The 25,960-nt window shown below is 37.9% G+C and carries 22 protein-coding genes; 4 read left to right on the forward strand and 18 right to left on the reverse strand.

The window, feature by feature from the left end:
* Position 1: 1 nt before the first annotated feature.
* The 5 genes from SJY44_RS11150 to uvrA all read right to left on the reverse strand — a co-directional run bounded on the left by SJY44_RS11150 (position 2) and on the right by uvrA (position 9,484).
* Complete coding sequence (locus SJY44_RS11150) at positions 2 to 379, reverse strand: DoxX family protein (protein WP_298926073.1); 378 nt, start codon at positions 377 to 379, stop codon at positions 2 to 4.
* Positions 380 to 500: 121 nt separating this feature from the next.
* Positions 501 to 2,912 (reverse strand): alpha-ketoacid dehydrogenase subunit alpha/beta, encoded by a 2,412-nt coding sequence (locus tag SJY44_RS11155; RefSeq protein ID WP_298926075.1) that lies wholly within the window; start codon positions 2,910 to 2,912, stop codon positions 501 to 503.
* Positions 2,913 to 3,070: 158 nt separating this feature from the next.
* Entirely contained in the window at positions 3,071 to 5,845 is a 2,775-nt protein-coding gene (locus SJY44_RS11160) for a metalloprotease (protein WP_396589771.1), read from the reverse strand.
* Positions 5,846 to 5,920: 75 nt separating this feature from the next.
* Positions 5,921 to 6,607: a TIGR00730 family Rossman fold protein gene (locus SJY44_RS11165; protein WP_298926081.1), complete on the reverse strand. Its 687-nt coding sequence runs from the start codon at positions 6,605 to 6,607 to the stop codon at positions 5,921 to 5,923.
* A 15-nt stretch (positions 6,608 to 6,622) separates the two neighbouring features.
* A complete protein-coding gene (uvrA, locus tag SJY44_RS11170; protein WP_298926084.1) occupies positions 6,623 to 9,484 on the reverse strand; it encodes an excinuclease ABC subunit UvrA in 2,862 nt (953 codons plus the stop codon).
* 255 nt (positions 9,485 to 9,739) lie between these two features.
* Here uvrA and SJY44_RS11175 point away from each other — a divergent pair, with 255 nt between their 5' ends.
* Positions 9,740 to 10,264 carry a hypothetical protein gene (locus tag SJY44_RS11175; RefSeq protein WP_298926087.1) on the forward strand — a complete coding sequence of 175 codons (525 nt, stop codon included), beginning with the start codon at positions 9,740 to 9,742 and terminating at the stop codon, positions 10,262 to 10,264.
* Positions 10,265 to 10,349: 85 nt separating this feature from the next.
* Here SJY44_RS11175 and SJY44_RS11180 read toward each other — a convergent pair whose 3' ends face one another.
* From SJY44_RS11180 to SJY44_RS11205, 6 genes are all read right to left on the reverse strand, one after another.
* Positions 10,350 to 11,210, reverse strand: a complete 861-nt coding sequence (locus SJY44_RS11180) for an alpha/beta fold hydrolase (protein ID WP_298926090.1) — start codon at positions 11,208 to 11,210, stop codon at positions 10,350 to 10,352.
* A gap of 111 nt (positions 11,211 to 11,321) precedes the next feature.
* The gene (locus tag SJY44_RS11185; RefSeq protein ID WP_396589772.1) at positions 11,322 to 12,884 is read right to left on the reverse strand and encodes an amidohydrolase family protein; all 1,563 of its coding nucleotides are present in this window, start codon (positions 12,882 to 12,884) and stop codon (positions 11,322 to 11,324) included.
* A gap of 284 nt (positions 12,885 to 13,168) precedes the next feature.
* Complete coding sequence (locus SJY44_RS11190) at positions 13,169 to 13,939, reverse strand: DNA alkylation repair protein (RefSeq protein ID WP_396589773.1); 771 nt, start codon at positions 13,937 to 13,939, stop codon at positions 13,169 to 13,171.
* A 3-nt stretch (positions 13,940 to 13,942) separates the two neighbouring features.
* Entirely contained in the window at positions 13,943 to 14,719 is a 777-nt protein-coding gene (locus tag SJY44_RS11195; protein WP_396589774.1) for a TIGR03915 family putative DNA repair protein, read from the reverse strand.
* Positions 14,720 to 14,729: 10 nt separating this feature from the next.
* Positions 14,730 to 14,882, reverse strand: a complete 153-nt coding sequence (locus SJY44_RS11200; RefSeq protein ID WP_298926104.1) for a hypothetical protein — start codon at positions 14,880 to 14,882, stop codon at positions 14,730 to 14,732.
* Between the two features lie 55 nt (positions 14,883 to 14,937).
* A complete protein-coding gene (locus SJY44_RS11205; protein WP_396589775.1) occupies positions 14,938 to 16,200 on the reverse strand; it encodes a putative DNA modification/repair radical SAM protein in 1,263 nt (420 codons plus the stop codon).
* A 99-nt stretch (positions 16,201 to 16,299) separates the two neighbouring features.
* On the opposite strand from SJY44_RS11205, the gene SJY44_RS11210 reads away from it, so the two are divergent.
* Complete coding sequence (locus SJY44_RS11210) at positions 16,300 to 17,061, forward strand: LexA family transcriptional regulator (protein ID WP_298926110.1); 762 nt, start codon at positions 16,300 to 16,302, stop codon at positions 17,059 to 17,061.
* A gap of 47 nt (positions 17,062 to 17,108) precedes the next feature.
* On the opposite strand, the gene SJY44_RS11215 is transcribed toward SJY44_RS11210, so the two are convergent.
* Positions 17,109 to 17,558 (reverse strand): hypothetical protein, encoded by a 450-nt coding sequence (locus SJY44_RS11215; protein WP_396589776.1) that lies wholly within the window; start codon positions 17,556 to 17,558, stop codon positions 17,109 to 17,111.
* 152 nt (positions 17,559 to 17,710) lie between these two features.
* Between SJY44_RS11215 and SJY44_RS11220 the strand changes: the two genes are divergently transcribed.
* Positions 17,711 to 18,784: a transporter substrate-binding domain-containing protein gene (locus SJY44_RS11220; protein ID WP_396589777.1), complete on the forward strand. Its 1,074-nt coding sequence runs from the start codon at positions 17,711 to 17,713 to the stop codon at positions 18,782 to 18,784.
* Between the two features lie 6 nt (positions 18,785 to 18,790).
* Here the strand turns inward: SJY44_RS11220 and SJY44_RS11225 are convergent, their stop codons facing one another.
* The 4 genes from SJY44_RS11225 to SJY44_RS11240 are packed head-to-tail and all read right to left on the reverse strand — an operon-like array spanning position 18,791 to position 22,669.
* A complete protein-coding gene (locus tag SJY44_RS11225) occupies positions 18,791 to 19,480 on the reverse strand; it encodes a hypothetical protein (protein ID WP_396589778.1) in 690 nt (229 codons plus the stop codon).
* Complete coding sequence (locus tag SJY44_RS11230) at positions 19,480 to 20,394, reverse strand: RimK family alpha-L-glutamate ligase (protein WP_396589779.1); 915 nt, start codon at positions 20,392 to 20,394, stop codon at positions 19,480 to 19,482. Before SJY44_RS11230 ends, SJY44_RS11225 begins: the two co-directional genes overlap by 1 nt.
* Before the next feature lie 11 nt (positions 20,395 to 20,405).
* Positions 20,406 to 22,088 carry a gamma-glutamyltransferase gene (gene ggt, locus SJY44_RS11235; RefSeq protein WP_396589780.1) on the reverse strand — a complete coding sequence of 561 codons (1,683 nt, stop codon included), beginning with the start codon at positions 22,086 to 22,088 and terminating at the stop codon, positions 20,406 to 20,408.
* Entirely contained in the window at positions 22,076 to 22,669 is a 594-nt protein-coding gene (locus SJY44_RS11240) for an acyl carrier protein phosphodiesterase (protein ID WP_298926125.1), read from the reverse strand. The genes ggt and SJY44_RS11240 overlap by 13 nt, the downstream gene beginning before the upstream one ends.
* 91 nt (positions 22,670 to 22,760) lie before the next feature.
* On the opposite strand from SJY44_RS11240, the gene glmM reads away from it, so the two are divergent.
* Entirely contained in the window at positions 22,761 to 24,152 is a 1,392-nt protein-coding gene (gene glmM, locus SJY44_RS11245) for a phosphoglucosamine mutase (protein ID WP_396589781.1), read from the forward strand.
* 2 nt (positions 24,153 to 24,154) lie between these two features.
* On the opposite strand, the gene SJY44_RS11250 is transcribed toward glmM, so the two are convergent.
* Both SJY44_RS11250 and SJY44_RS11255 read right to left on the reverse strand, forming a co-directional pair.
* Entirely contained in the window at positions 24,155 to 24,688 is a 534-nt protein-coding gene (locus tag SJY44_RS11250) for a hypothetical protein (RefSeq protein ID WP_396589782.1), read from the reverse strand.
* An 87-nt stretch (positions 24,689 to 24,775) separates the two neighbouring features.
* Positions 24,776 to 25,957 carry a Gfo/Idh/MocA family protein gene (locus SJY44_RS11255; protein WP_396589783.1) on the reverse strand — a complete coding sequence of 394 codons (1,182 nt, stop codon included), beginning with the start codon at positions 25,955 to 25,957 and terminating at the stop codon, positions 24,776 to 24,778.
* Between the last annotated feature and the right edge of the window lie 3 nt (positions 25,958 to 25,960).

Here is a 25,960-nt window from a genome sequence, read left to right on the forward strand (position 1 = left end):
CCTATTTCTTGTCTACACTATATTTTCCAGGTCCTAATAGGAAAACAACAATAAAAATTGTAGCATAAAGCAATGCCAATTCTTTCTTCCCAAAAGGGTCGGCTCCATGAACTACTATGGCTGCAACAAGCATTGTAATTGTTGTGGGAACAGCGGCCCAACGAGTTTTAAAGCCAATGATTATAAGGATAGGACATATAAACTCACCAATTACAGTCAAGAAGAGGGTAGGAGCCTGACCAATCCCCAATGGATTGGGAAAATCAGTATTACCACTTATAAGATTCTGAAATTTTGGGTAACCATGGGTCAACATAAAAGCAGAAGGGACAATCCTAAGAAGAGCAAGTCCCAAATGTATTAGAATATTGTTTTTCATTGAAGGGGGAATTTAATTTTCGTGAAAGTATAAATTATGTCTTAATGAAAACAATAATTATTTATTAAAAAAAAAGTTAAGTCGAAAGCCAAGTAGATTTCAATATTGAAGTTATTACGGTTTAACCCATTGCAGGATAAGATTGTGGGTCAACTTCATTCATGATTTCATATACCTTTTCAAACATATCTTCTGCATTTGGTTTTGAAAAATAATCACCATCTGAAGCATATGCAGGGCGATGAGCTTTGGCAGTAAGTGTTTGTGGTGCACTATCTAAATATTTATAAGCTCCTTGTTTTTCAATAATTTCTTGAAGCAAATATGCAGAACACCCGCCAGGCACATCCTCATCAATTATAAGAAGTCTATTTGTCTTTTTCAAACTCTTTGTCAAGTCATGTTCAAGATCAAAGGGGAGAAGAGACTGGGCATCTATGACCTCGGCATCAATACCAACCTCTATTAATTCTTGCGCAACTTTTTCAACAATCCTTAATGTAGATCCATAAGAAAGTAGCGTAATATCCTGGCCTTCTTTTATGGTTTCCACTTTTCCGATAGGAGTACAGAATTCACCAAGATTCTCAGGCTTTTTCTCTTTTAGGCGATAACCATTAAGGCTTTCAATAACCAGCGCAGGTTCATCACTTTTCATTAATGTATTGTAAAATCCAGCAGCTTGGGTCATATTTCTAGGCACCAAAATGTACATTCCCCTAAGAAGGTGAATTAATCCGCCCATTTGCGATCCAGAATGCCAGATACCTTCTAATCTGTGCCCGCGAGTTCTTACAATTAAAGGCGCTTTTTGTTTTCCGGCGGTACGGTATAATAATGTTGCCAAATCGTCACTAAGGGTTTGCAGCGCATATAGGATATAATCTAAGTATTGAATTTCTGCAATGGGTCTTAATCCTCTTAGAGCAAGCCCTATACCTTGGCCAATAATGGTCGTCTCACGAATTCCCGTATCTGTAACTCGAAGCGGCCCATATTTTTTTTGTAGTCCTTCAAGTCCTTGGTTTACATCACCAATATTTCCGGTATCCTCTCCAAAAACCAATGCTTCTGGGTATTTTTCAAAAAGTGCATCAAAATTATCACGCAGAATTACTCTTCCATCCACTTGCTCTGCATCATTTAAGTATGATGGTTCAAAAACTTCAACGCTAAGGGCGCTATTGGCCTGTTCGCTATAGAGGTGAGAACTAAATCTAGGCTGTGTTGCAGCCATAAAGTTTTCAGTCCATTGTTGAAGTGCTAATTTTTCTTGTGTTGTTTCTCCTAGAAGATACCTTAAAGCCCTTCTTGATTTTACCGCTAAATCTTTTTTTAGTGGTTCTTCAATGGCTATTAGATCATTCTTCAATTTTGATATAAAACTACGATTGGCACTTTTTTGAGCAGCATTTTCAAGTAGCTGGACCAGTTGTTTTTTTGCATCAAGATGTGGTCTTAGAAATTCTGCCCACGCTTCTTTTTTTGCAGCACGCACCTTTTGTTTTATTTCCCTTTCCAAGCTTTTCAGCTCTTCCTCGGTATAAATACCATTTTCAAGAATCCATTCTCGAAAGCGCTTATTACAATCATTCTCACGTTCCCATAATAATCGCTCTTCAGATTTGTAACGTTCATGTGAACCTGAAGTGGAATGGCCTTGCGGTTGGGTAAGTTCCGTTACATGAATCAAAACCGGCACATGATTTTCCCTTGCTATTTCTGATGCATTTTCAAAAGCATGGATGAGCGCAGTATAATCCCATCCAGCAACTTTTAAAATTTCATATCCATCATTGTTATCATCACGTTGTAACCCTTTTAAAACTTCGGATATATCTCCTTTTGTTGTATGAAATTCTGCAGGAACAGAAATGCCATAAGCATCATCCCAAACACACATTACCAAAGGTACTTGAAGAACCCCCGCTGCATTGATGGTTTCAAAAAAATGCCCTTCACTTGTACTTGCATTGCCAATAGTCCCCCAAGCTACTTCATTACCATTAATGGAGAAATTGGTTTGTTCAATATCCTTAAGGTTGCGGTAAATTTTAGATGCTTGTGCCAAGCCTAATAGCCGTGGCATTTGACCGGCGGTGCATGAAATGTCTGCACTGCTGTTCTTTTGTTTTGTTAAATCTTTCCAGGTACCATCTTCATTTAGACTATGTGTTGCAAAATGGCCACCCATTTGTCGGCCAGCGCTCATGGGTTCTTTTGCTATATCCGTAGTAGCGTAAAGTCCATGAAAAAACTCTTTTGGGCTGAGATACCCAAGGGCCATCATAAATGTTTGATCACGGTAATAACCGCTCCTAAAGTCTCCATCTTGGAAGGCTCTGGCCATGGCCAATTGTGGCAATTCTTTGCCATCCCCAAAAATTCCAAATTTGGCCTTACCGGAGAGTACTTCCCGTCTACCCAATAAACTACATTCCCTACTGGTAACAGCCAATTCATAATCGTTTAAGATTTGAGACTGAAAATCATCAAAGGAAATATCGTTTCTAGTGCTGGAATCTGGCTTCATAGACGGTTGCAAATTTCTGCAAATTTACGAAAATCAGTTCAGAAAAGCAATGAGTAGTCTTGTTAATAAAGTAACAATTTTGTAAAAAATGTTTAAAATAATAAAGAATTATTCAGTCATGACTTGTTAAAACGCTATTTCGTTGCGAATATTTTAAACTAAAACCACTTTCTAGTAAAAAGACGTATAAGCGTTTTTGGACTCAACGTTACCACAAACCGGATGCGCTCTCCATAATTGGGTTGGGCAATTTCATAGCCGTTATTGGAGTATACTGGAAAGTATAGTTCGAAGAAATCAGTGACAAAATTCAAGCGTACCCCAGAATCGTATTTAAATCTCGCATTTTCACCACGATTTTTAATAGCACCGATATCGCCATATAACTCAATCCACTGCCATAAATTAAAACTGAGGTTACCGGTTAGAATCCAATCGTTTCCAAAGCGGTCATCAAAAATAGATTTAAAACCACCTTCTGATAGAATGAATTGCTGACTGGTAAGACCTGTAGCATTTTGGGATCTGTTCAAATAATTTAAATCAAAAAGATAATCTGTAGGTCTGTCCAATGCAAAGCTGAAAAAGTCCGAATCGCTGGTATTGCTGATGAATTTTCCAGCATAGAGCCTTAGATTCAATTGACGGTTATTGTCGAACAGCGTGCGCTGCTCCCATTCGAAGGATAATTTTGAAAAATTTCCTGACACTTGACCATCAAGCACCCAAGATCTGTATCTGAGAATATTGTTGTCAATATCACCATATCTAATGTTGAATACGCTGAAATCAGGCTCAGTGTCGATTTGATCAATGATACTTTCATCGATGGTCCTAAACACATTTCTGAGTCTTGCAAAAAGAAATTGCCTACGATTTGAAATGAAATCATTGGGTCGCCAAATAAAATTAACAGCTGGCGTAATTGTTGTAAACCGAGAATTTATATCAAAGAAGGCCGTACTGGCGTTCATGGTGTAATTAATGGAGTTCAATTTGCCTTCATCGAAAAAATCACGTATTCTAAAACCAACACTTCCAACCAAAGATTTTTCTTTCATTGAATATCTTGGTTTAATATCAAAAGAGAAAGGTTGATTGATAATCGGTCTGTTGTTTAAACTGATACCTGCGGAAAGACCGTTATTGACATCGAACTTAAATTCAGGCACCCAAAACAATTGATTATAATATGGATTTTCAACATCCTTTAAAAAGCGTAATTGTAATTTCTTATTGCTTGAAAAAAAGCCATTTAGACTTTTCCAGTTATTTCTCTGGTTAACTTCAGGAATCTTTTTATCGTAATTTAAAACCAACCGTGTCTCCTTGTTTCTTGGTATGGTAAACGTACGGGAAGTGTCAATTTCCTTAAACCAATACTTCGATACCACGGAATCTTTTTGAAGTCCAAATAGGGATATTGGAACATTGGAACCGGTTCTATTTTTAATCGTAAATGAAATGGAATCTTCAGTCTTGGTTACTTTCCTTATTTTAAAATCGATGTTGGTTCTAAGTGCAACATATTCATCAAAAAACCAACTAATATCTTTTGTCGACTTTTTTCTCAACATCGTCTCTAGCGTTTTGGCCTCTAGATTAGGGTGTAGCTTAAACTGGTCATAGAACTCCAGAATGGTACTGTCAATTTTGTCGTAACCAATGTACTCGCCCAAGTATGCCATGCCCAGACCTGCCTTGTAACTATTTGCTATTCTTTGATTGAATCGTGTTAGGGAATCGCTGGGAGTAGCTAATGCCTGATGGTCATTTCTTCGCACAGATAACATCTGTAACAGGTAGTACTGTTCGTTGAAGTCGGTTTTGGCGAGGTTATAAGAGCGAAAACCCCATAAGCGTGATAGTTTTCCTGTAAGTTTTTGGTCAGGATAATACTCGTCAACATATTTGATCAACAAATAATAAACAATACCATCCATAACCCATTTTTCCTTGCGCTCATCTAAAAATAATGTTTCTTTTAGGATACTGTTTAGGGCCGTTTTAAGGAACTTCATTTCAAACTGAAACTGTTCTCTATAGGGTCGTATAAAATTCGGTAACTGATTAATTCCATACAGCGGGCTTCTGTTATAATCCACTTCAGCTACCAAAAGGTTTTTATGTGGGTATTCTCCCAAATTGTCTCTGATGAACTTAGCAATTTTATTTATCGAGATTCCTTGGGAAATTTCATCATACTTGGAAGTTTCGATATCGGAAGTAACGGTTAAATAATTTGTTATGTGTGTAGTGAAATCCTTTAAGGGTGTGAGCAGGATTTGGCTGTTTTTTTGTTGTTTTCCAATTAAATGTGCTTCGTTTCCAATTGAAAAATCAGTATTTGAATTCACTTCGAAGTTAGTGGCCAAATGCAATCCTTTGGGATAGGTAATACGTATTTCAGTATTTGTGACATCGGTAATTTGATCGTTCAAATCTTTATTGGAGTATAGATGCCATTTGTCATCAAAAACTGCTGGTGTAAGATACCAATCCCGTAAATAATAACCTCTTCTGTAACCATGTCCATAATCAGTATATCGGCTACTTGGCAAATCAATCCGGTAGGTTAAAAATAGCTCCACAGATGCTCCTGGCTCCACAGGTTTGTTTAGTATTACCTTGATGATATCAATGGCTTTTGTCCTTTCCCATTTCAATCCCATGTATTCACTGTCAACAATGCTGGCAACTTTTGTAAATCCTCTATTTTTATCTTTTGCAAGGTGAAGGCTCTTGTTGAATTCTTCACCAAACTTTTTAGCCAAAGCTGTTTTTTTACTGGAATATGCGTGGTTCCAGTCATTGAAGTAAAGCGTGACAAGGCCTCGGTCAGAATTATTGACATAGGTAAATTTTTGTCTTATCTGAATTTCTTTGGTAGTCCCATTCAACGTAGCTTTTATCTCATTCTTATGTTGACCCAAAGCAATTAGGTTGATAAACAAGAAAGATAACAGTGTAATTTTCTGAATGAAACGTTTTTTTACCAAGGCTACGTATTAGAAATTTGGGCTAAAAGTTCGTCCCTTATAGAATGCATCAATAATTTTTACGACCTCGTCTTCTGTATCCACAATTTTTATAAGGTCAAGGTCTTTGGCGCTTATATTCCCTTCTCCCAGCATGGTGTCTTTAACCCAGTCTATGAGTCCGCTCCAAAATTTGGATCCAACTAAAATAATTGGAAATTTGTGGATTTTATTGGTTTGAATAAGTGTAATGGCTTCAAATAGCTCATCCAAGGTTCCAAAACCACCTGGCATTACCACAAAGCCTTGAGAGTATTTTACAAACATTACTTTTCGCACAAAGAAATAGTCAAAATCTAGGCTTTTGTCACTGTCAATATAAGGGTTGTCATGTTGTTCAAAGGGGAGTTCAATATTAAGTCCTACCGAAGTTCCACCGGCTAAATGAGCTCCTTTATTTCCGGCTTCCATAATACCTGGGCCACCTCCTGTAATAACCCCATAACCAGCATCTGCAATGCTCTTGGCAACATTCACCGCCAACTCATAGTAAGGTTCTCCTGGTTTAATACGGGCGGAACCAAATATTGATACACAAGGACCTATGGCACTCATTTTTTCAAAACCGTTGACAAATTCACCCATAATTTTAAATATGGCCCATGAATCATTTGTTTTTATTTCATTCCATCCTTTATGATGTTGTTCTTTCCGCATGTGTGTACTTTTTTATTAAACTGCCGACGCAATTTTGCGTTTGGCACTGTCCAGCTCCTTTTTCAAAAACTTAGCTGTGTAACTTTTATTGTCTTTGGCAACCTGTTCTGGCGTTCCTTTTGCCACTATCATTCCACCTCCTCGACCACCTTCGTAGCCTATATCAATAATATGATCCATCATTTTAATCACGTCCATATTATGCTCTATTACCAAAATGGTATTCCCTTTGTCCACCAATTGATTTAAAACTTCCATAAGCACCCTAATATCTTCAAAATGTAGTCCTGTAGTGGGCTCATCAAGTATGTAAAAGGTATTTCCAGTGTCCCGTTTAGAAAGTTCTGTGGCCAATTTTACTCGTTGTGCTTCTCCGCCAGAAAGCGTAGTGGATTGCTGCCCCAAGGATATATAACCTAGACCAACATCTTTTATAGTTTTTAGTTTTCTGTGGATTTTAGGGATATTTTCAAAGAAATCAACGGCTTCATTGATAGTCATTTCCAAAACGTCCGCTATAGACTTTCCTTTATATCTAATTTCTAAAGTCTCTCTATTAAAACGTTTGCCATTGCATGTTTCGCATTCAACATAAACATCTGGCAAAAAATTCATTTCAATAACCTTCAAACCACCTCCTTGGCACGTTTCGCAACGGCCACCAGCTACATTAAAACTGAATCGACCTGGTTTGTACCCTCTGATTGTTGCTTCTGTCGTTTTTGCAAATAAAGCCCGAACCTCACTAAACGTGCCCGTATACGTTGCCGGGTTGGAGCGTGGTGTTCGCCCAATTGGTGATTGATTTATATCTATGACCTTATCTACATGGTCCAATCCAGTAATCTTTTTATAGGGCATGGGTTTTTTAACGCCATTAAAATAATGGGCATTCATTATCGGATAAAGGGTCTCATTAACCAAAGTTGATTTTCCGCTGCCAGAGACTCCCGTAACACCTACCAATTTACCCAAGGGAAACTCGGCCGTGACATTTTTAAGATTATTTCCTGTACATCCAGAAATTACAATCTTTTTTCCAGTTCCTTTTCTTCGATTATGTGGAACAGCGATTTCACGTTTTCCAGTAATATAATCCGCTGTTAGTGTATCGTACAATTTTAAATCTTCTGGTTTTCCTTCGGAAATAATATAGCCACCATGTCTGCCAGCTTTTGGGCCAATATCAATAACATGATCTGCATGTTCAATCATATCTCTATCATGTTCCACAACAATAACGGAATTACCAATATCCCGGAGGGACACCAAGGAATTGATTAGGCGTTCATTGTCACGTTGATGCAAGCCTATGCTTGGTTCATCTAGAATATAAAGGACCCCTACCAGTTGCGAACCTATCTGGGTTGCCAAGCGGATACGCTGTGCTTCACCTCCTGAAAGGGATTTAGAGCTTCTGTTAAGTGATAAATAATCCAAGCCAACATCCAATAAAAACTGAATACGGGTCTTGATTTCCTTTATGATTTCCTCCGCGATTTTCTTTTGATTTCCTTCAAGAGAATCCTCTAGTTTTTCAAAAAAGCTAGCCAATTCTGCAATATCCAATTGCGCCAGTTCGGCAATATTTTTTTCTCCTATTTTAAAATAAAGGGATTCCTTTCTTAGTCGCGCTCCATTACAACTTGAACAAGAAACTCTATCCATATATTCTTTAGCCCATCGTTTTATGGAAGTGGAATTGGCTTCTTCAAATTGAGTTTTAATAAAGTTGGAAATGCCTTCGTAGTCAATTTTGTACTGTCTTTTTACCCCTAAGGTTTTGGAATTTATTTCAAAACTGTCTTTACCACCGTTTAGTATGATATCCATCGCTTCAGCAGGAATCTTATCCAATGGGTCTGTCAATTCAAAATTGTACCGTTGCGCAATGGTTTCCAGTTGTTTAAAAGCCCAAGAGTTTTTGTATTCTCCCAGAGGTGCGATGCCTCCTGTTTTTATGGAAAGCTTTTTATTTGGAAATATCTTCTGTTCGTTCACTTCATGCACATGCCCCAAGCCATTGCATTTTGGACACATGCCTTTTGGGGAATTAAATGAAAATGTATTGGGCTCAGGAGTAGGGTAAGAGATGCCTGAAGATGGGCACATAAGGTCACGGCTAAAGTAGCGCGGTATTTTTTCGCCTTCTTCCAAAGCCATGAGTACGTTATTACCGCTGTACATGGCGGTATTTATAGATTCATTAAGTCTTTTATGGAAATCCTCGCTCTCTACCACTTTCAAGCGATCAATAACAATCTCAATATCGTGGGTTTTATAGCGATCTACTTTCATTCCTTTGGTGATATCCAAGATTTCACCATCAACCCTGACTTTTACAAAGCCTTGCTTGGCAATTTGTTCAAAAAGCTCCCTGTAATGCCCCTTTCTAGATCTAACCACTGGGGCTAGAATGTTTATTTTTTTATCGCGGTAAGAATCTATTATGAGGTTTTTTATTTGCTCATCACTATAACTCACCATTTTTTCACCCGTGTTATAACTGTAAGCATCTCCAGCTCTTGCAAAGAGAAGTCTTAAAAAATCATAAACCTCTGTAATGGTACCCACAGTGGAACGAGGAGATTTTGATGTTGTTTTTTGCTCAATGGCAATCACAGGAGAAAGACCATCTATTTTATCAACATCTGGGCGTTCAAGTCCGCCCAAAAATTGGCGGGCATATGCGGAAAACGTTTCAATATAACGACGTTGTCCTTCGGCATAAATGGTGTCAAAAGCCAAAGAGGATTTTCCACTACCAGATAGACCGGTAATGACGACTAATTTTTCCCGAGGAATGGTAACATCTATATTTTTTAAGTTGTGGACCCTTGCCCCTTGAACTTCAATATTTTCTTCGTAGTTGATCATAGCACAAGATGCTAAAATACGGTTTTGGATTTTAAAAAGGAAGTGACTTCTTGTTTCGTTTTTGTTAATTGATGCCTTATTTTTGAGGAACGAATGTTATGTTGAACCTGTTGAACCTTAAGTTGTATTGTTGCCGCTTCGACAGGCTCAGCGTGACAAAAAAGTGTGGCCTCGAGCGCAGTCGAGAGGTCTTTTAAAATTTAACCTAAAATTGGTCTCGACTGCGCTCGACCTGACATTATTGAAATTTAACTTATGAAACTATTAGGCATAGGCTCACGTATAGACCATCCAGAATATGGAAAGGGTGTGGTTACAAATGTATCCTCTAAACATTATTGGGTTACTTTTTTGGAAAATGGATTGGAAACCATTGATATTGACTCAGAATTTGAAGTAATTGATGGGGTAGAGGACGAGGTGGACAGCGTCAGTTTTTTTGATGTGGAACGTTCTTTGGTCGCAATTCTACAAAAGTGGAGCGATACCTCTGAGAAAGTGGCAATAGCTGATAAATGGAGGGGTGGAAAACTTATTTTGGAACCAGGGGATGATTTGACCAACAAAGAAATGCCTATTGATACGTTCTTCCACAAGATTGTTATGGTACGGGACCGCATTCGGGTAATGGAACAGAAGATTAACAGCAGCAGTAATTTGGATGACCAAGAAAAGGTAGACCTACAACAATACATTACCCGTATTTATGGAAGCTTGACCACGTTCAATGTGCTATTTAAAAACAAGAGCGACCAGTTTATAGGGGAGCGGAGTAAGTGACTTAAACTTTAGGCACTGTATTTCAATTCCTAAACATTACTATAGAATAATACCTGAGGTTTTGGTATCGGTTTTATACAGGTGGTTAGGTACTGCTCTTGTTTCTGTCAACATGTCTAGAAATGGCTTCTTTTAATTCGTGATAGTTTGTTTGTATTAACCAATGACCTGAATCTAATTCTATAAACTCATAATCACTTTTCATGTATTGATGACCTTCTCTTACAGAATAAGAACCTATCGCAATGTCCTTATTTCCCCAAATAAATAAAGTTGGAACATTAATATCTCCAAGTATTTGAGCCCTAGCAGCTTTCTTTAATAACTTATAATTGCTACGGTAATAATTTATGGATGCAGTCATTTGTTTTGGGTTCCTGAAAACCTCTAAATAATCATCAATTTCATTTGACTCACTATTCTTCCATAATCTTTTTAATATTTTAAAATCATCTTTTCTAATTCGCTTTTCTGGAAGATATGGCAACTGAAAGTTTTTTATGTATTGACTCATTTCCCTTTGTTCCCCATCAACTACAATTGCTTTTCCAAAAGCTTGAAGATGTGGGACAGAGATTCCGGTCCAACTTAAAATTCTGTCTTGATAATCATGAACTACTTTCCAACCAATGACTGCTCCCCAATCATGGCCGACAAGATGAAATTTTGGTTTATTTAGAAACTTGGAAATGTCTAAAATGTCCTTGGCCAATTTATTTAAACGATAATGTTTTTTACCCTTGGGACAAGCATTTTTACTATATCCTCTTAAATTAGGTGCGACACAATAAAATCCGTTTTCGGAAAAACTGGACATTAACTTTTTCCACATATAAGAAGTTTCGGGCCAGCCATGTAAAAAAATCACTAACTCGTTTTCTTTATCACCATCAGTTCGGCAATCGAATATAAAATTGTCAATCTTTACTTCAATAGTTTCTTGCATAGTTTAGAGTTGTACCTAAATATAGCTAGGAAGAGTTTCAATTTCTATTTAGCGAGCGATAACGAAGTTCGTTGATTTTTCTTTTAGAATCAAGAGGTTTTCTACTCTAATTTAATCAGCAAATTGTTTTCGTATTAAAGGGCTTCCCAGTAGGCTAAAGATAAATTTGACGTTCATATGAAATGATGATGCTAAAGATGCTGTATTGTCTTTATATGTTTCCAGTCTTTCCTTATCATAATGAACTCCATTCAAAATTACGCTGGAAATAGAGGTCGTATTGTTGATATCATCCAATGGGTTTCCTTCAAGAATTAACAGGTCCGCAATCTTACCTTTGTTAATACTGCCAAGCTCATTTTCCACATTGCTGTAGGTTGCGGGAATAATAGTAGCCGCCCTCAATGCTTCTAAATTTGTTAGACCGCATGCGGTAAATTCTTTTATTTCTGTATGAAGCGCAAAACCTGGAAAAGCATAAGAATCCGTAACATCCGTTCCTGTCATAATTGGAACCCCCTTTTTGTGGGCCATCCCAACTTGAAATTTTGCAGCTTCATATAACTTCATGTTTATTCCTTTTCCTTCACTCGATTTATTGTATTCTGCAGCTCTTCCAACGTCTGGATTCCACCACAGTTTTTTTCTAAGTGTGGGGATATATTTAAGATTGGGATTTTCTATATAGTTCTGGTTATTGGCAAACGCAGATATTTTCAACATTTGTAGGGTAGGAACCCAATGCGCATTTCTTTCTTGCATTAAATCCATCAAGCGATTCGCTTTTATAGTATCAAAATTTTCGCTCATAGATTTTTTAGACTCATAATACATGGCTTTTTTATCCTGGGCAGTTAATAACTGGTCCGCTCCGGGAAAACAATCGAACAGGAATATTCTTCCGTGTTCAAAACTGCGTTGCCCTAAACCAATTGCTTCTTCTAACGATACGCCCAAAGGTTTGTGTCCTGCTATATGTAAACCATACTTTGGAGCTTCTTTTGCAATTTGTTTATAGGAGGCAATAGGAATATCCGAGTATACCTTAATAAAATCAGCTCCTTCTTTTTGATAATGCCCCAATAACTTGGGCACATCTTTTACATCTTCCACACTAAAAAATTCGGGGTATCCAGAGGGTACGGAATTGCTGCCGTTTATTTGATAGCTGCTCTGCTGAATATACCTAGGCATAACTTGCTCATGACTTTCAAGTTTTTGATTCCAATTAAGCCTGTCTTTGGTCCCTGCCCAATAGCTATCTTCCTCGCCCATTTGACCAGATAAATCCCTTATGGAAGTAACGCCGTTAGCAATATAGAGCGGATGGTGAAGCCATTTGGAGTGCTGTGTTGAATGGGTATGCATGTCCCAAAGCCCCGGAATTAGGTATTTTCCATGTCCATCTATTGTAAAAGCATCACCATAGTTTTTATCTGTCGTTATGCTATCTATGGTTTGAATCCTGTTTTCCTTAATCCAGACGTTTCTATTTTCAAGAATGCCCCCGGTATGTACATCAACAACATGAATGGATTTTATTAGAATGCTTTCGTGTTTTTCTGGTAGTACTATTTCTGGCATAGGCCATTTAAGCGCTGCAATAATAATTAGACTAAACACAGCCAGTGAAATCAACACAAATTTTAAAGTTTTAAAAACTTTCCTCTTCATCTTTAAGTTTTATAGGTTCTTAAGGGATGACGATACTATGTTGATTATGTTACCTGATTCAAAAGAAAACAATAAAGTGAAGTAAGTGATTTTAAACCTTGGAGAAGCACTTTAAAATATTAATGGCAGCGACAAAAATAATGTGATAGGTTTTGTTATCACTATTAGCTAAGAGGAGTTTTTATTCCTCCTTAGCGACCGATAACGAATTTCGCTGATTTTTCTTTTAGAATCAAAAGGTTATACGGTAGGTTATTACCTATTTTTCAACAGCCAGGGTAATGTTATTTTATCATTCCCAAAGCCCACACATCTTTGGCCTTCACCAAATTTCGTAGTGCATGTTTAATAATCCATTTCCTTTCTTTGTTGGCATTGGGAGCCCAACCTGCAACTAACGCTTTGGCAGTTTCTGGATTGTCCTTTAAAATATCGTTGATGCAATTGGCTACAGATGTTTGCACATATTTGCTTGTGTCATCTTTTAAATTTTCCAAAATGGGTAGGATAGGAGCAGGGTCTTTAATAAAGATATCCAGTTTGGTGGCCCAAGGCAATCGGGGTCGCACCCCTTCGCTACTTAAACGGCGTACATGCTTGTTCTTATCTACAGACCAGGTTTCCATTATTTTTAAAGTACGTTCTGGATAGGTTTCCAAATAGGGACGAATCGTGTATTCCCCCGTATTCCGTTTGGTAATTTCTTGAATGGCATTCATAGAAAGATCAAAATCCATCAAGCCATATTTTTCTACATATTTGGCTATTGGCATGACCCAATAATACTCCTTGAACATACCGGTTTCTTTTTCGTTTTCGGGACCAAGAATTTTTATCAATTGCGAGATAGCGGTGGGATAATCATCAGATAGATGGGACTTTAAAGTATCCGTAATCCATTCCACCCGATCTTTAAGTTCTAGATCATCCACTTTGCCGGCTACAGTTTGTACAAAAGAGCTTTTGTTCAATGCAACTCCCTGTTCCATGAGTTTGTCCGCCAGCAGGTTTGCCAAATCTGCATCAAACCAAAGTTTTAATTGTTTAAAGGCCATTATCTATGCTGTTTCTTTCTTTTCACTAAGATACTTCCAATACCGTTTTGGGACATGTTGCGTGTGCAATTTTCTATTGATTCGCGACTTAATGTTGGTGCTTTTAAAATAGTCGTTCCATAAGGTTTGGTAATCGTATTCATCATTTAAAAAAGCATCGCTTTTATGGATTTTATTAAAATGAACCTCTTTAAGATTTAGGGAGACCAGCTCTACGTGTTCCAGATTATAGAAAATACCATATTTGCGCTTTACATCATAAATCAACCATTGTTGGTCAGCATAACGGTTACGAAAATGTTTTGAAATCAAGGGCAAGACATCAAAATCAGGTTCTATATTGGCAAAATAGATATCATCCTTGGTCAATTGAAAGCGAACAAAGGCTTCCATACGGTGTTTTTCACGCCCAACAGAACGTGCCAATTGGCTAATGCGAAGCACAATACCATCTGAGTAATCCAGTTGTTTTCCATTTTTGGAAGTGATCAGCTTTTGAATGTAGGTATAGAGGATAAGTTCTATGCCATCTGCTTCGCTCAAAAAGGCAAAATATACATTGGTAATGGCATTATGACTTTTGCTGCGTATGCCGTTCCATACACGTTTGGCCTTTTCCACATTGGTAAATATGGTTTCTGTCTCAGAAAAGAGTCCGCTTTGGCCTTTGGTGTTGCGTTGAATGTCCACCACATCTATTTTTTCTTCAAAGGCCACAAAGACAGTGGTGAGGAAGCCATTAAAGCTTCCGTCGTAAATGAGGGTTTTTGAGTTTTTCATTAGTAATAAATTATGGGTGAAACGAAGTAATCTGCTTTTTTAAAGTAGCAAGTGATTTCTTGGCCTTGCTTTTGAAAACAATGAGGTCATAGCCTAGACTTAAGATAGTATCTCGACTACGCTCTATAAAATCTGGATTTTCTTGGGTTTGTAAAGTATTCATGGTGTTCTTTTTTTCTATTGTTTATACTTCGACACGCTCAGTATGACAATATCAATTAATTAAATAATGACAATTGTGTACTGTACTGATTCCGAAACTTTCCGGTGGATTGTTGTAGAATCATTCCTTTAATTTTCTCCGCATCCAAATCCTTACGTTCCCAATTTCTAGAATCGCAAATCATAAAATATTTGGCACGGTTAAGGGCCGCTCCAATTTTTTTGAGGTGGTCCCAGTTCAATTTTCTAAATCGTCTGGCATTTAAAATCTTTTCAACAGATTGCATACCCATTCCAGGAATACGCGCTAGCATACGCTTATCTGCAGTATTGATATCCACAGGAAAATGATGCATATTCCGTAAGGCCCAAGAAAGTTTTGGGTCTACATCTATATCTAGATTAGGATGGTCATTGTTCAATATTTCATTTACGGCAAAACCATAAAAGCGTAACAACCAATCTGTCTGGTACAACCTATTTTCCCGTAACATGGGTACTTGTGTGCCTATAGAAGGTAAGCGACTATCATCTGCAACAGGCACGTAACCAGAATAATACACCCGTTTCATGTTGTACTGCTTGTAGTAATAGGTGGCAGAATACATAATGTCTTTATCCGTTTCACCAGTTGCACCCACAATCATTTGGGTACTTTGACCTGCAGGGGCATATTTTGGAGTGCTTTTAATGACTTTTCGTTCATTTTTAAAGCGAATCAATTCGTTTTTAACCTTTAGCATGGGTTTGGTAAAATCTGCATGCTTTTTATCTGGAGCCAAAAGTTTAAGGCCAGAAATGGTGGGAATTTCAATATTTATCGAGAGGCGGTCCGCGTACAGTCCAGCTTCATACATAAGCTCATCACTGGCATCTGGAATAGATTTTAAGTGGATGTATCCATTAAAGTTCTCTTCTAGCCGTAATTTTTTAGCTACTGCAATGAGGCGTTCCATGGTATAGTCGGCATTTTTGAAAATACCAGAACTTAAAAACAATCCTTCAATATAATTTCTTCTATAAAAGTTGATGGTTAAATCCACCACTTCTTGAATCTTAAAGGCGGCACGTTTTACATCGTTGCTCTTGCGTGTTACACAATAGGCGCAATCAAAAATGCAGTGGTTGGTCAATAATATTTTTAAAAGGGACACACATCTACCATCTTCAGTATAGCTATGGCATATGCCCATTTTAGTGGCATTGCCCAAACCTTTGTCCTTATTGGCCCTATCACTACCACTACTGGCGCAAGAAACATCGTATTTGGCTGCGTCGGCCAGAATATTCAATTTTTCTTGTATTCGATTAAAATCCATTGTGTTTTGTAATTAATCCAAAATTATGGAAATATTCCTAAAAATGGAAATATTCCAAATTATTTTTTGGAAATATTCCAAATTTGTTATATTTGAGGTATGGAGAATGAGTTGACACTAAAACGTTTTATTGATATTCGAAGAGATTTGGGGCATACACAGGCCGAATTTGCCAAGTTGTTGGGTATTTCCAGTACTACGGCAGATATTGAACGGGGACGCACCAAATTATCAGGTAAAGTAGTAGCTGAGTTGTTGAAACAATTCAATATTAATCCACTTTGGTTGTTTGGAGAAAGTGAGGAAAAACATTTGGAAACTTCTAGAACCAGTGTAATTCCGAAGGTAGTAACCGTAGATAGTGCCGATAATGACAATATGGTTTTGGTAAATGCGAAAGCTGCTGCTGGATACCCCCAAAATATTGCGGATACTAGTTGGTACCATCAATTACCAGCGTTTGATTTGCCCATTCCTGAGTTTAGAAATGCCACCTACCGAGGTTTTCAAGTAGAAGGGGATAGTATGTTGCCTAATTTAAGACCTAACGATTGGGTATTGGCCAAATCTGTTGAGCATATTGATCACATAAGCGCAAATAAAATGTACGTTGTAGTGTTGCAGGATGCAGTATTGGTCAAGAAGATTGAAAAGCGACCAAACTCCAATAATATTACATTAGTTTCTTTGAATGAAACCTACCCACCATACGACATAAAACCCTTCCAGATACAGGAAATCTGGGAAGTGAGCAGTAAATTGACCTTTAATGTTGATGCCACTACTGACACGGGGCTGTTAAGACAACTTCATCAATCTATGGAGGAGTTGAAACAGCAAATGGGGACTGTAAAAAACTAGGGGATACTTATGAATACCCCCTAGCAACCAACCTTACTCTATGAAGGCTACTTCCAAAATCCCTTGCTGCGTTTATTAGCCCAAAATGGTCTAAGATACTCGTCTCGTAATACTAACTCATCATCATTGTATATGAGCTCTTTAGCAATATAATGGTCTTTTGGGAGTTTTTCTGTCCTAAAAGCGATGATTTCAATTTCATCGTTTATACTATTGTCAACAAATTCAGAAACCTTTTTTGTAGGTCCTAAATGCACATTCAAAACAACTTCATGGGCTGTATTGATTATCAAATGAGTACCAGATGCAGATTTGCCCGTAGTATATGTACAAGGGCCTTTTTTTATTTCTTGTATCACGCCCTTCAAAGTAACAAGTTCTGGAATATCCCCTTTGCGAGCTACTCCATCCGATTCTCCCATTCCTTTTTGGGAATGCCCCATAGTATATGCTGCCATAAGACAGATGAGTATCATGGATTTCAAAAGTTGTTTCATCTCAATGTATTTAGTGAATGAAGGTAGTAAGGATGCGAAATCTTTCCAATGATATGTATCATGCTGCGGCACGAATTTCATTTCTCATTGCATTAAATCTGTTTTAACAATTCTTGACTATATTAGTTGCTTAACCAACCTCTTGCTTCGCTGTGAAAAAACTATTCTTTGTTGTACTCTTTTTGAGTGCTTTTTCTAGTTTGTTTGGACAAACTAAACGAGATACGCTGTTAGTTGGATATACAACAGCCGCTCCATTTATTATTCAAGAAGGGGAGTTGTTGGATGGCATTAATGTGTGGTTATGGAACCGTGTAGCAGAAGAACTTGATTTGGAGTATAAAATGGTTCAAATGGATTTTAGTACTATGCTGGATTCTTTAAGACAGGGAAATATAGACGTAAGTATAAATCCACTCACCATAACAGGAGCGCGCAGTAAGCAGATGGAGTTTACCCATTCCTTTTTTGCTTCGCACTCTACCATTGCTGTTGCTAAAAGCTCATCCCTACAAAAACTGAAGAATTTTTTGGATGCTTTTTTCCATGTTAATTTTCTCAGAGGGTTTTTGGTTCTCTTTTTTATCTTACTATTTTTTGGCACCCTGATTTGGCTCTTTGAAAAACGCAGTAATCCCGAACATTTTCGCACTAGCCTTAAGGGAATCTGGGATGGTCTTTGGTGGTCTATGGTTACAGTTACCACAGTAGGATATGGAGATAAAGCTCCTAAAACAAGATTGGGTAAGATTGCAGCCTTGGGGCTAATGTTCAGTGGTTTGTTGTTTGTCTCAGGGCTTACTGCCAGTATAGCCTCAAGTCTTACGGTAAATCAACTTGCAGATAATACGGATAGTTTTGATGCTTTTAAAAAACGCAGCGTGGGAACAGTTAATAGGTCAAGTGCAAATGACTTTTTAAAGGCACATTTCTTTAAAGATATTTCTCTTTACAATGGAGTCATCCCTGGGTTAACAGATTTAAGGGAGGAAAAGATAGACGCTTTTATCTATGATGAGCCTATTTTGCAATATCGAATTAAAAAGGATTCAAGTTTAAATGAGCTGGAATTATTGCCGATTAAATTTGATGTTCAATTTTATGCCTTCGGAATAGCAAAAAACAATGTTGAGCTAGAACAAAAAATTTCTCAGGCCATTTTAGAGATTATGGAGACCCAAGAGTGGGGGGTAGTACTAGCTGAATACGGATTGAGCGAAATATGATTGAAATTAGTTATACCCTTTAATGTTTCCCATATCCAGAGTCAAAGGGCCTAGTTTATGAGCTTTTGGCAGATAAGCACCGCTTTCCATTATTTTCCAATCGTTCCAAGTGGCTTCAATTCCACCAATGGGAATAATTTTGACCCACATTTTAAAACTACTGGGAAATCCGTCTGGCTTCAATTTCCATAAGTAATGGTCACCTGGGGTTGTGCCACCTTGCGAATATGAAACCAACAAACCCTGAGACCCATCGTCAAGCACTACAATACTTCTCGCTGTACCTTTATCAAACACCTTATAGGGGGCAACCAACCAAAAGGAATCATTATTGAACGTTTTTAGGGCTTTGGCAATAGCTTTGTTTTCTTTTTGGTGAGAAATATGCTTCCCAGATTTTGTCACCTTGCTACTTTCCGTGTTGACCAGGTCTAGCTGTACCAGATATTCATCCCATTTTACATCAATGACTCCCTTTTTTCTATCCCATTTATATTGATTTGCGCCATTCCTGTATGACCATTCTAAAAAACGGGTCTCCTTATAGTTCTGATGATTAAGAGCATTTAGCATCTTATGTGCAAGCATATCTGCTTCTACACTTGGATTTCCTTTGGGTAAGGGTTCATGAACAAACCATAAGAAAAGTAGTAGCCCTAAAGCCAATACCCCTATAATTTTGAAAGCACGCTTCATTAAAAAAGCCTTTCTTTTATGGAAGTAGCAAGGGTATCTGCCGCTTTGGGATAAAGCCTAAACCAAAGTTCTGGTTCAAAGATTTCCAGTTCTGCCAAAGCCCAATTACCGTCATTGTCTTTAAAAATATCCACTCGGGCATAAATTGGAAGCTCTGGAGCTGCTATAACCACTTTTTCGGCAAATTTGATTTCCTCTTCTGAAGGCGTGTATTCTTGAACACTCCCGCCAAAATCATCCTGTACCCTAAAATCGCCAGGTTTGGCTATTTTTAAAACAGCATTGGTGAACTTTCCGTTGAATACCATCATTGATATTTCCCCTTGTTCCACTATATTTTGTTGAAACTCTTGAAGCATCATAGCCTCATTTGCAATCAATTCTTGAAAAACAACTTCATGTTGAATGATTTCTTCCGGTAGAATTTTATAGGTGTGTCTTGCCCCGCCAGAAAAACAAGGTTTTAGGACAAAAGCTTTAGAACTGAAATTATGATTTTCAATTGCGTTGTCATACGCTTCTTTTAAACTGGTCAGCGTCCCTTTTTCAATAAACAAAGTTTTGGGAATAGTAATTCCAGCGCTAGCCATATCCTGCATATAATGCTTGTCTATGTTCCAGCCAATTAAATTTTCAGAATTAATGAGTTGTGTCTTTCTAGAGACATTTTTTAGCCAAAGTGAAAATTCCGGAAAGCGTTCAAAACAGTCCCATGTGCTTCTGAACAAGGCATATTTGGTAGATGTCCAATCAAATTCAGCATCATCCCAAGATTTTCTTGTTACCCTAAGCCCGTTGTTCTTCAAAGCATCCGATACCAACGTATCTTCTATCAGCACAGTGGCAACAGATTTTTCATTACTTTCAGTATTTGCGTATTTGCGGTCTGTGAGAATTACAACATCGTATGCCATTCTAACCATTTTTAATACCCTACCGCAGTATCATCTCCTCTTTTGTCTGCGCCACCTTCCAACCTTCCATCTTTCAGCACGCGTATAGCATCTACTTTTCCTATAATAGGAGTACGTTCCTCGTTAATGATATATCCTTTGGATTTCATTTCACTTTTTAACTCATCAGAAAATCCTTCAGGTTCAAAAATAACCATGTCGGGTAACCATTGATGATGAAAACGTGGTGCATTCACGGCCTCTTGCATACTCAGGTTGTACTCATAAACATTAAGAATGGTTTGTGCCACTGCAGTTATTATTGTAGAACCGCCAGGAGTGCCCACTACCATATAAAGTTTTCCGTCTTTTTCCACCAATGTTGGAGTCATGCTGCTTAGCATACGTTTTTCGGGTGCTATGCTGTTTGCTTCGGCCCCAATAAGACCAAACATATTTGGGACACCGGCTTTGGAACTAAAATCATCCATTTCGTTATTTAAAAAGAAGCCAAGCTCTTCTGAATACAATTTAGACCCATAGCCTCCATTTAAGGTGGTTGTTGCGGAAATTGCATTTCCTTCACTATCAACAATGGAGTAGTGGGTGGTTTCCATACTTTCAACAATTTCTACTTCCCCATGTCCAACGTCTGATGACAATGTGGCTTTGTCAAAAGAAAAATCCTGCATGCGTTCTTGTAAATAGGCATCACTTAAAAGTACGTCTAGTGGAATATCCGCAAAATCTGGATCTCCTAAGAAATAATTACGATCTGCATAGGCACGTCGTGCAGCTTCGGTAAACAATTGAATCGATCTGGGAGAATTATGTCCAAATTTGGACATATCATGAGGTTCAATCATTTTAAAAATTTGATTGATGGTTACCCCGCCGCTACTTGGCGGACTCATGGAAATTACGCGTAAATCCTTATAGTTGAAAACTACGGGCTGACGCCATTTAGCTTCGTATTTTTCCAAATCTTCAGTAGTAATAAAGCCACCTTTTTCCTGAACAAAGGTTGCCAGTTTTTCAGCCACTTCACCTTTGTAAAAACCATCTCTTCCTTTCGCTAAGATTTTTTCCAAGGTTGATGCCAGAGCAGCGTATTTGATAGTATCTCCTTGGACAAAATTGGCAGCAAATTTTGTACTATCCCCGTTCACTTGAATAAAACGCTCTTTATAACTTTCTAATCGTTTTGCCTGCTTTTCAGTAACCACTACACCTCTTTTTGCTAACTCAATTACAGGAGCAAGTATATCTGAAAGTGGTAATGAACCAAACTTTTTGTGTACTTCCATAACACCAGCCACGGTACCCGGAACTCCTGCTGCGGTAGCGCCAACGGTGCTCATATCTGGAATTACGTTGCCTAGGGAGTCCAAATACATATCTCTATGTGCTGAGAGCGGAGCCTTTTCTCTATAGTCCAAGCCTCCAATATCTCCATTATTTTTTCTGTAGACCATAAAACCACCACCGCCAAGGTTACCAGCAAAGGGATAGGCGACTGCCAGAGCCAATTCAGTGGCCACCATGGCATCAAAAGCGTTACCGCCTTTCTGCATGATTTCGGAACCTATTTTGGAAGCTTCTTCTCTTGCAGAAACTACCATTGCTTTTTCGGTTATTAATCCAGTAGGGAGGGCAGGTTGTTGTTTACAGTTTAGAAATAAAAGAAATGGGATTGCAAGTATTATTCTTCGCATAGGGAATTAAATTTTTGTTGGGAAAAGGTAATCAATTCTTCAAAAAAAAGGGTAAACTCATTTTCAAAAGCACTGTAATGCTCTTCTAAATCTAAAATGGCAAAATTCATTTTGGATTTGTTTTTTGTTCTTCTGTTCATACCTGCAAGTACTTTTGAAATACCGTTCAAATCTGCGTAACTCAGCAACCAGTTGTCCGTAATCATATAGGGCATCATACGTTGCGTTGCCAATGGCAAAATGGTATAGTTGTCTTCCAGTAGATCATAAAAGTTTTCAATAAACTCTTCTAATGGTACTTTAGAATAGTTTTGCCAGTTTTTGGCCAAAAAATGATCGTAAAAAATATCTACGATCACCCTGCTGTAATGACTGTAGTTTTTGTGAAGTCGCTTACTGCTCTGTTTGGCAATCGGGTGAGAATCTGTAAAAGTGTCTATCTCTCTATGTAATAAAATTCCCTTTTGAATCCTTTCTGGAAAGTGTTTGAACTTATTTCCACGGATATGATCGGCAAAAAAATTCCCAAGGGTTATTTCCTTATCATCAAAAGACAGATAAATATGAGCCAAGAAATTCATTGCGATAGTTTTCTTTTCTGATGAAATTTACAAATTCAAAACATGGAATAGAGAATACCCGTTTATATTTGCAAAAACTTTTTTAACAATTATGACGCTTATAAAATCAATTTCAGGAATACGTGGTACTATTGGAGGAACCACAAATGATAATCTTACCCCAATTGATGCTGTAAAATTTGCAGCAGCTTATGGAACATGGTTAAAAGATTATGCAGGAAAAGAGAAATTGACCGTCGTTATTGGAAGGGATGCCCGTTTGTCTGGAGAAATGATACAGAATTTGGTGGTATCGACCCTTGTTGGGCTTGGTATTGATGTAATTGATTTAGGTTTGTCCACCACCCCCACTGTTGAAATTGCGGTTCCTATAGAAAAAGCGGATGGTGGAATTATCCTTACTGCCAGTCATAACCCCAAACAATGGAATGCCCTTAAATTACTAAATGAGCGGGGTGAATTTTTGGATGCAAAACAAGGAGCTATAATTCTGGAATTGGCAGAAAAAGAAGATTTTAACTTTGCCGAAGTAGATGACTTGGGAGAAATCATTAAGAACGATTCTTATATTGATATTCATATTGATGAAGTTTTGGAACTTCCTTTGGTAGATAAAGAGGTGATAAAAAAAGCAGGCTTCAAAGTAGTTGTAGACGGAGTTAATTCCACAGGTGGAATAGCCATTCCGAAGCTGCTGGAAGAATTAGGGGTTGAAGTAATAAAGTTGTATTGCGAACCTACAGGTCATTTTCCGCATAATCCTGAACCCTTGAAGGAGCATTTGGGTGATATCTGTAAGTTGGTTGTTGAAGAACAAGCTGATTTTGGTATTGTTGTTGATCCAGACGTTGATAGGCTTGCATTTATAAGCAATGATGGAGAGATTTTTGGTGAGGAATATACCTTAGTTGCATGCGCTGATTATGTGTTGGGAAAAACCAAGGGCAATACAGTTTCTAATCTGTCTTCCTCCAGAGCACTTCGTGATATTACAGAAAAACATGGCGGAACCTATGAAGCGGCAGCTGTTGGAGAAGTGAATGTGGTCACTAAAATGAAAGCTAACAATGCAATCATTGGAGGAGAGGGTAATGGAGGAATTATTTACCCTGAAAGTCATTATGGGCGCGATTCTTTGGTAGGGACAGCATTGTTTTTAATGTTAATGGCAGAAAAAGGAGGCACCGTTGCCGAGCTTAGGGCAAGTTACCCTAGCTACTTTATGAGCAAAAAGAAAATTCAGTTGACACCAGAGTTGGATGTGGATGCCTTATTGGAAGCCATGCACAACAAATATAAAAACGAGCAAGTATCAACCATTGACGGGGTAAAAATAGATTTCGCTGAAAACTGGGTGCATCTTCGTAAATCAAATACAGAACCTATTATTCGTATTTATACAGAAGCTAAAAGTCAGCAAGCAGCAAACGAGCTGGCAGACCGTATTATTGATGAGATTAAAGAGGTAGCTGGATTAGAATAATCTCAATCATTCAATTCGTAGATGATATCTTGACTGTTGAATTCAGCGGCGTCAATATTGATTCTTTTATCAGAATCAAGCCATAATTTCCAAACGCCGCCTTCTTTTTTTAATCCGACATTAAAAAGACCATAACCTCTAACCACTAAGTCAGGGTCATCTTTTCGTTTGGAACTAAAACGGTAATATCCTGTTTGGTAGGCCAATTCCTCTTTTTCATCGATGGCGGTAGTTAAAATGGTAAAAGCTATTCCCAAACGGTCATCGCGTTGCTTCATGTCGTTTAAAAAACCTCCAAAATTATCCATGTAGCTTTGGCCGTTTTCCACGATATTCTGATCTAAATAGATTCTGACAATATCTGCTGAATGGATTGATTTCAGTTTTTTTGAATCCAGATTGGCATATGCTTCCATAAACGGAATCCAAATATCTTTTTTAATAGAAGTGATTGTTTCTTCAGGAACTACTTTGGTTTCTTGCGCCATGGATAGCCCAAAAAAGCACAAAGTAATTAGGGCAAACAGTTGTTTCATCGTTTCATTTTTTGATTGTGATATAATTTAGGAAACAATAGATAAAGGAAACTAACTTTAAGAAAAGTTTATGTCATAAGCTCTTTACTATGAGAGGAGTCCGTTTTTCCAATGTACTATTTCACCATCATATAATGCATCCAATCCCATTTGAACGCAAGTTGCCGCTTTGGCTCCAGTAACTACATTGGATTTGGGCATGGAATTATGAAATACACTGTCTCTAAAATCTAACAACGCCTGTTTGCTTGGATCTAAATGCTCAACTTCTATAGGAATCCCTTTTTCTTGATCCCATTTTATAGTAGCGCCAGAAACCCCATCAACTTCACCAATTTCTTTGGCGTTTTTAGACTTTTCTGGATAAAACCAGGCTTTGGTATAGTCAATTGTAATAGTACCCTTATCTCCATACACCTTAATGAGGTAATCATCTTTTGAATTACTGGTTAAGCATGTGAATTTGGCTCGGACTCCATTCGGATAGCTATAAATCATATGAACATTATCTAGAGTTTCCCTTCCATCTTTCCAATAATCTATTCCGCCATCACCCATAACCTGAGTGGGAACTGCATTTAAAACCCAATTGCTAAAATCTAATTGATGGGAGCAGAGCTCTGCCAAAAGTCCTCCAGAAAACTCGCGATACATTCGCCAATTAATGGCTCTTTCATGCTCTGGATTTTGTACTGGTCTTCGCCAGTTACCATTTCGGTTCCATTGACATTCTATTGCGGTGACCTTACCAATTTTTCCATTTTGAATTAAGTCAACAAGGTGTGTGTATAATCTGGAACTATGATATTGGTGTCCAGTTTGGAATATTTTTTCTGATTTTGTAGCCTTGCCCACCAATTCTTTGATTGCCGAATATCCTTTTACCATGGTCTTTTCACAGTACACATGTTTTCCTGCATCTAGAGAATCAATGGCAATTTGACTATGTGTGCTGAATGGCGTGGCGATTAAAACCGCATCGATATCCTTATTATCTAGAAGTTCCCTATAATCTGAATAACCTTTTGCCTTACCATGAGCTTTTTCTAAACCACTTTGCAATCTAAATGGAAGAACATCGGCACAAGCACTAACATTCATACCTTCAATTTTATTGATTATAGGAATAAGTCCGCCGCCTCTGTCACCAGTTCCAATAACGCCTATATTGAGCACATCATTCTTAGATGGGTATAGTACACTGGCATTTATAGTGGATATTCCGGCTACAGCTATACCAGTTTTTGCAACAAAATCTCTTCGCTTCATTTT

It is taken from the genome of Allomuricauda sp. R78024 (assembly GCF_044596045.1).
GTDB lineage: Bacteria > Bacteroidota > Bacteroidia > Flavobacteriales > Flavobacteriaceae > Flagellimonas.

Bases quoted from the DNA above. Each gene is read 5' to 3' on its own strand.
- SJY44_RS11150 (WP_298926073.1), bottom strand. From the start codon at position 379: ATGAAAAACAATATTCTAATACATTTGGGACTTGCTCTTCTTAGGATT.
- SJY44_RS11155 (WP_298926075.1), bottom strand. From the start codon at position 2,912: ATGAAGCCAGATTCCAGCACTAGAAACGATATTTCCTTTGATGATTTT.
- SJY44_RS11165 (WP_298926081.1), bottom strand. From the start codon at position 6,607: ATGCGGAAAGAACAACATCATAAAGGATGGAATGAAATAAAAACAAAT.
- uvrA (WP_298926084.1), bottom strand. From the start codon at position 9,484: ATGATCAACTACGAAGAAAATATTGAAGTTCAAGGGGCAAGGGTCCAC.
- SJY44_RS11175 (WP_298926087.1), top strand. From the start codon at position 9,740: ATGAAACTATTAGGCATAGGCTCACGTATAGACCATCCAGAATATGGA.
- SJY44_RS11180 (WP_298926090.1), bottom strand. From the start codon at position 11,210: ATGCAAGAAACTATTGAAGTAAAGATTGACAATTTTATATTCGATTGC.
- SJY44_RS11185 (WP_396589772.1), bottom strand. From the start codon at position 12,884: ATGAAGAGGAAAGTTTTTAAAACTTTAAAATTTGTGTTGATTTCACTG.
- SJY44_RS11190 (WP_396589773.1), bottom strand. From the start codon at position 13,939: ATGGCCTTTAAACAATTAAAACTTTGGTTTGATGCAGATTTGGCAAAC.
- SJY44_RS11195 (WP_396589774.1), bottom strand. From the start codon at position 14,719: ATGAAAAACTCAAAAACCCTCATTTACGACGGAAGCTTTAATGGCTTC.
- SJY44_RS11200 (WP_298926104.1), bottom strand. From the start codon at position 14,882: ATGAATACTTTACAAACCCAAGAAAATCCAGATTTTATAGAGCGTAGT.
- SJY44_RS11205 (WP_396589775.1), bottom strand. From the start codon at position 16,200: ATGGATTTTAATCGAATACAAGAAAAATTGAATATTCTGGCCGACGCA.
- SJY44_RS11210 (WP_298926110.1), top strand. From the start codon at position 16,300: ATGGAGAATGAGTTGACACTAAAACGTTTTATTGATATTCGAAGAGAT.
- SJY44_RS11215 (WP_396589776.1), bottom strand. From the start codon at position 17,558: ATGAAACAACTTTTGAAATCCATGATACTCATCTGTCTTATGGCAGCA.
- SJY44_RS11225 (WP_396589778.1), bottom strand. From the start codon at position 19,480: ATGAAGCGTGCTTTCAAAATTATAGGGGTATTGGCTTTAGGGCTACTA.
- SJY44_RS11230 (WP_396589779.1), bottom strand. From the start codon at position 20,394: ATGGCATACGATGTTGTAATTCTCACAGACCGCAAATACGCAAATACT.
- ggt (WP_396589780.1), bottom strand. From the start codon at position 22,088: ATGCGAAGAATAATACTTGCAATCCCATTTCTTTTATTTCTAAACTGT.
- SJY44_RS11240 (WP_298926125.1), bottom strand. From the start codon at position 22,669: ATGAATTTCTTGGCTCATATTTATCTGTCTTTTGATGATAAGGAAATA.
- glmM (WP_396589781.1), top strand. From the start codon at position 22,761: ATGACGCTTATAAAATCAATTTCAGGAATACGTGGTACTATTGGAGGA.
- SJY44_RS11250 (WP_396589782.1), bottom strand. From the start codon at position 24,688: ATGAAACAACTGTTTGCCCTAATTACTTTGTGCTTTTTTGGGCTATCC.
- SJY44_RS11255 (WP_396589783.1), bottom strand. From the start codon at position 25,957: ATGAAGCGAAGAGATTTTGTTGCAAAAACTGGTATAGCTGTAGCCGGA.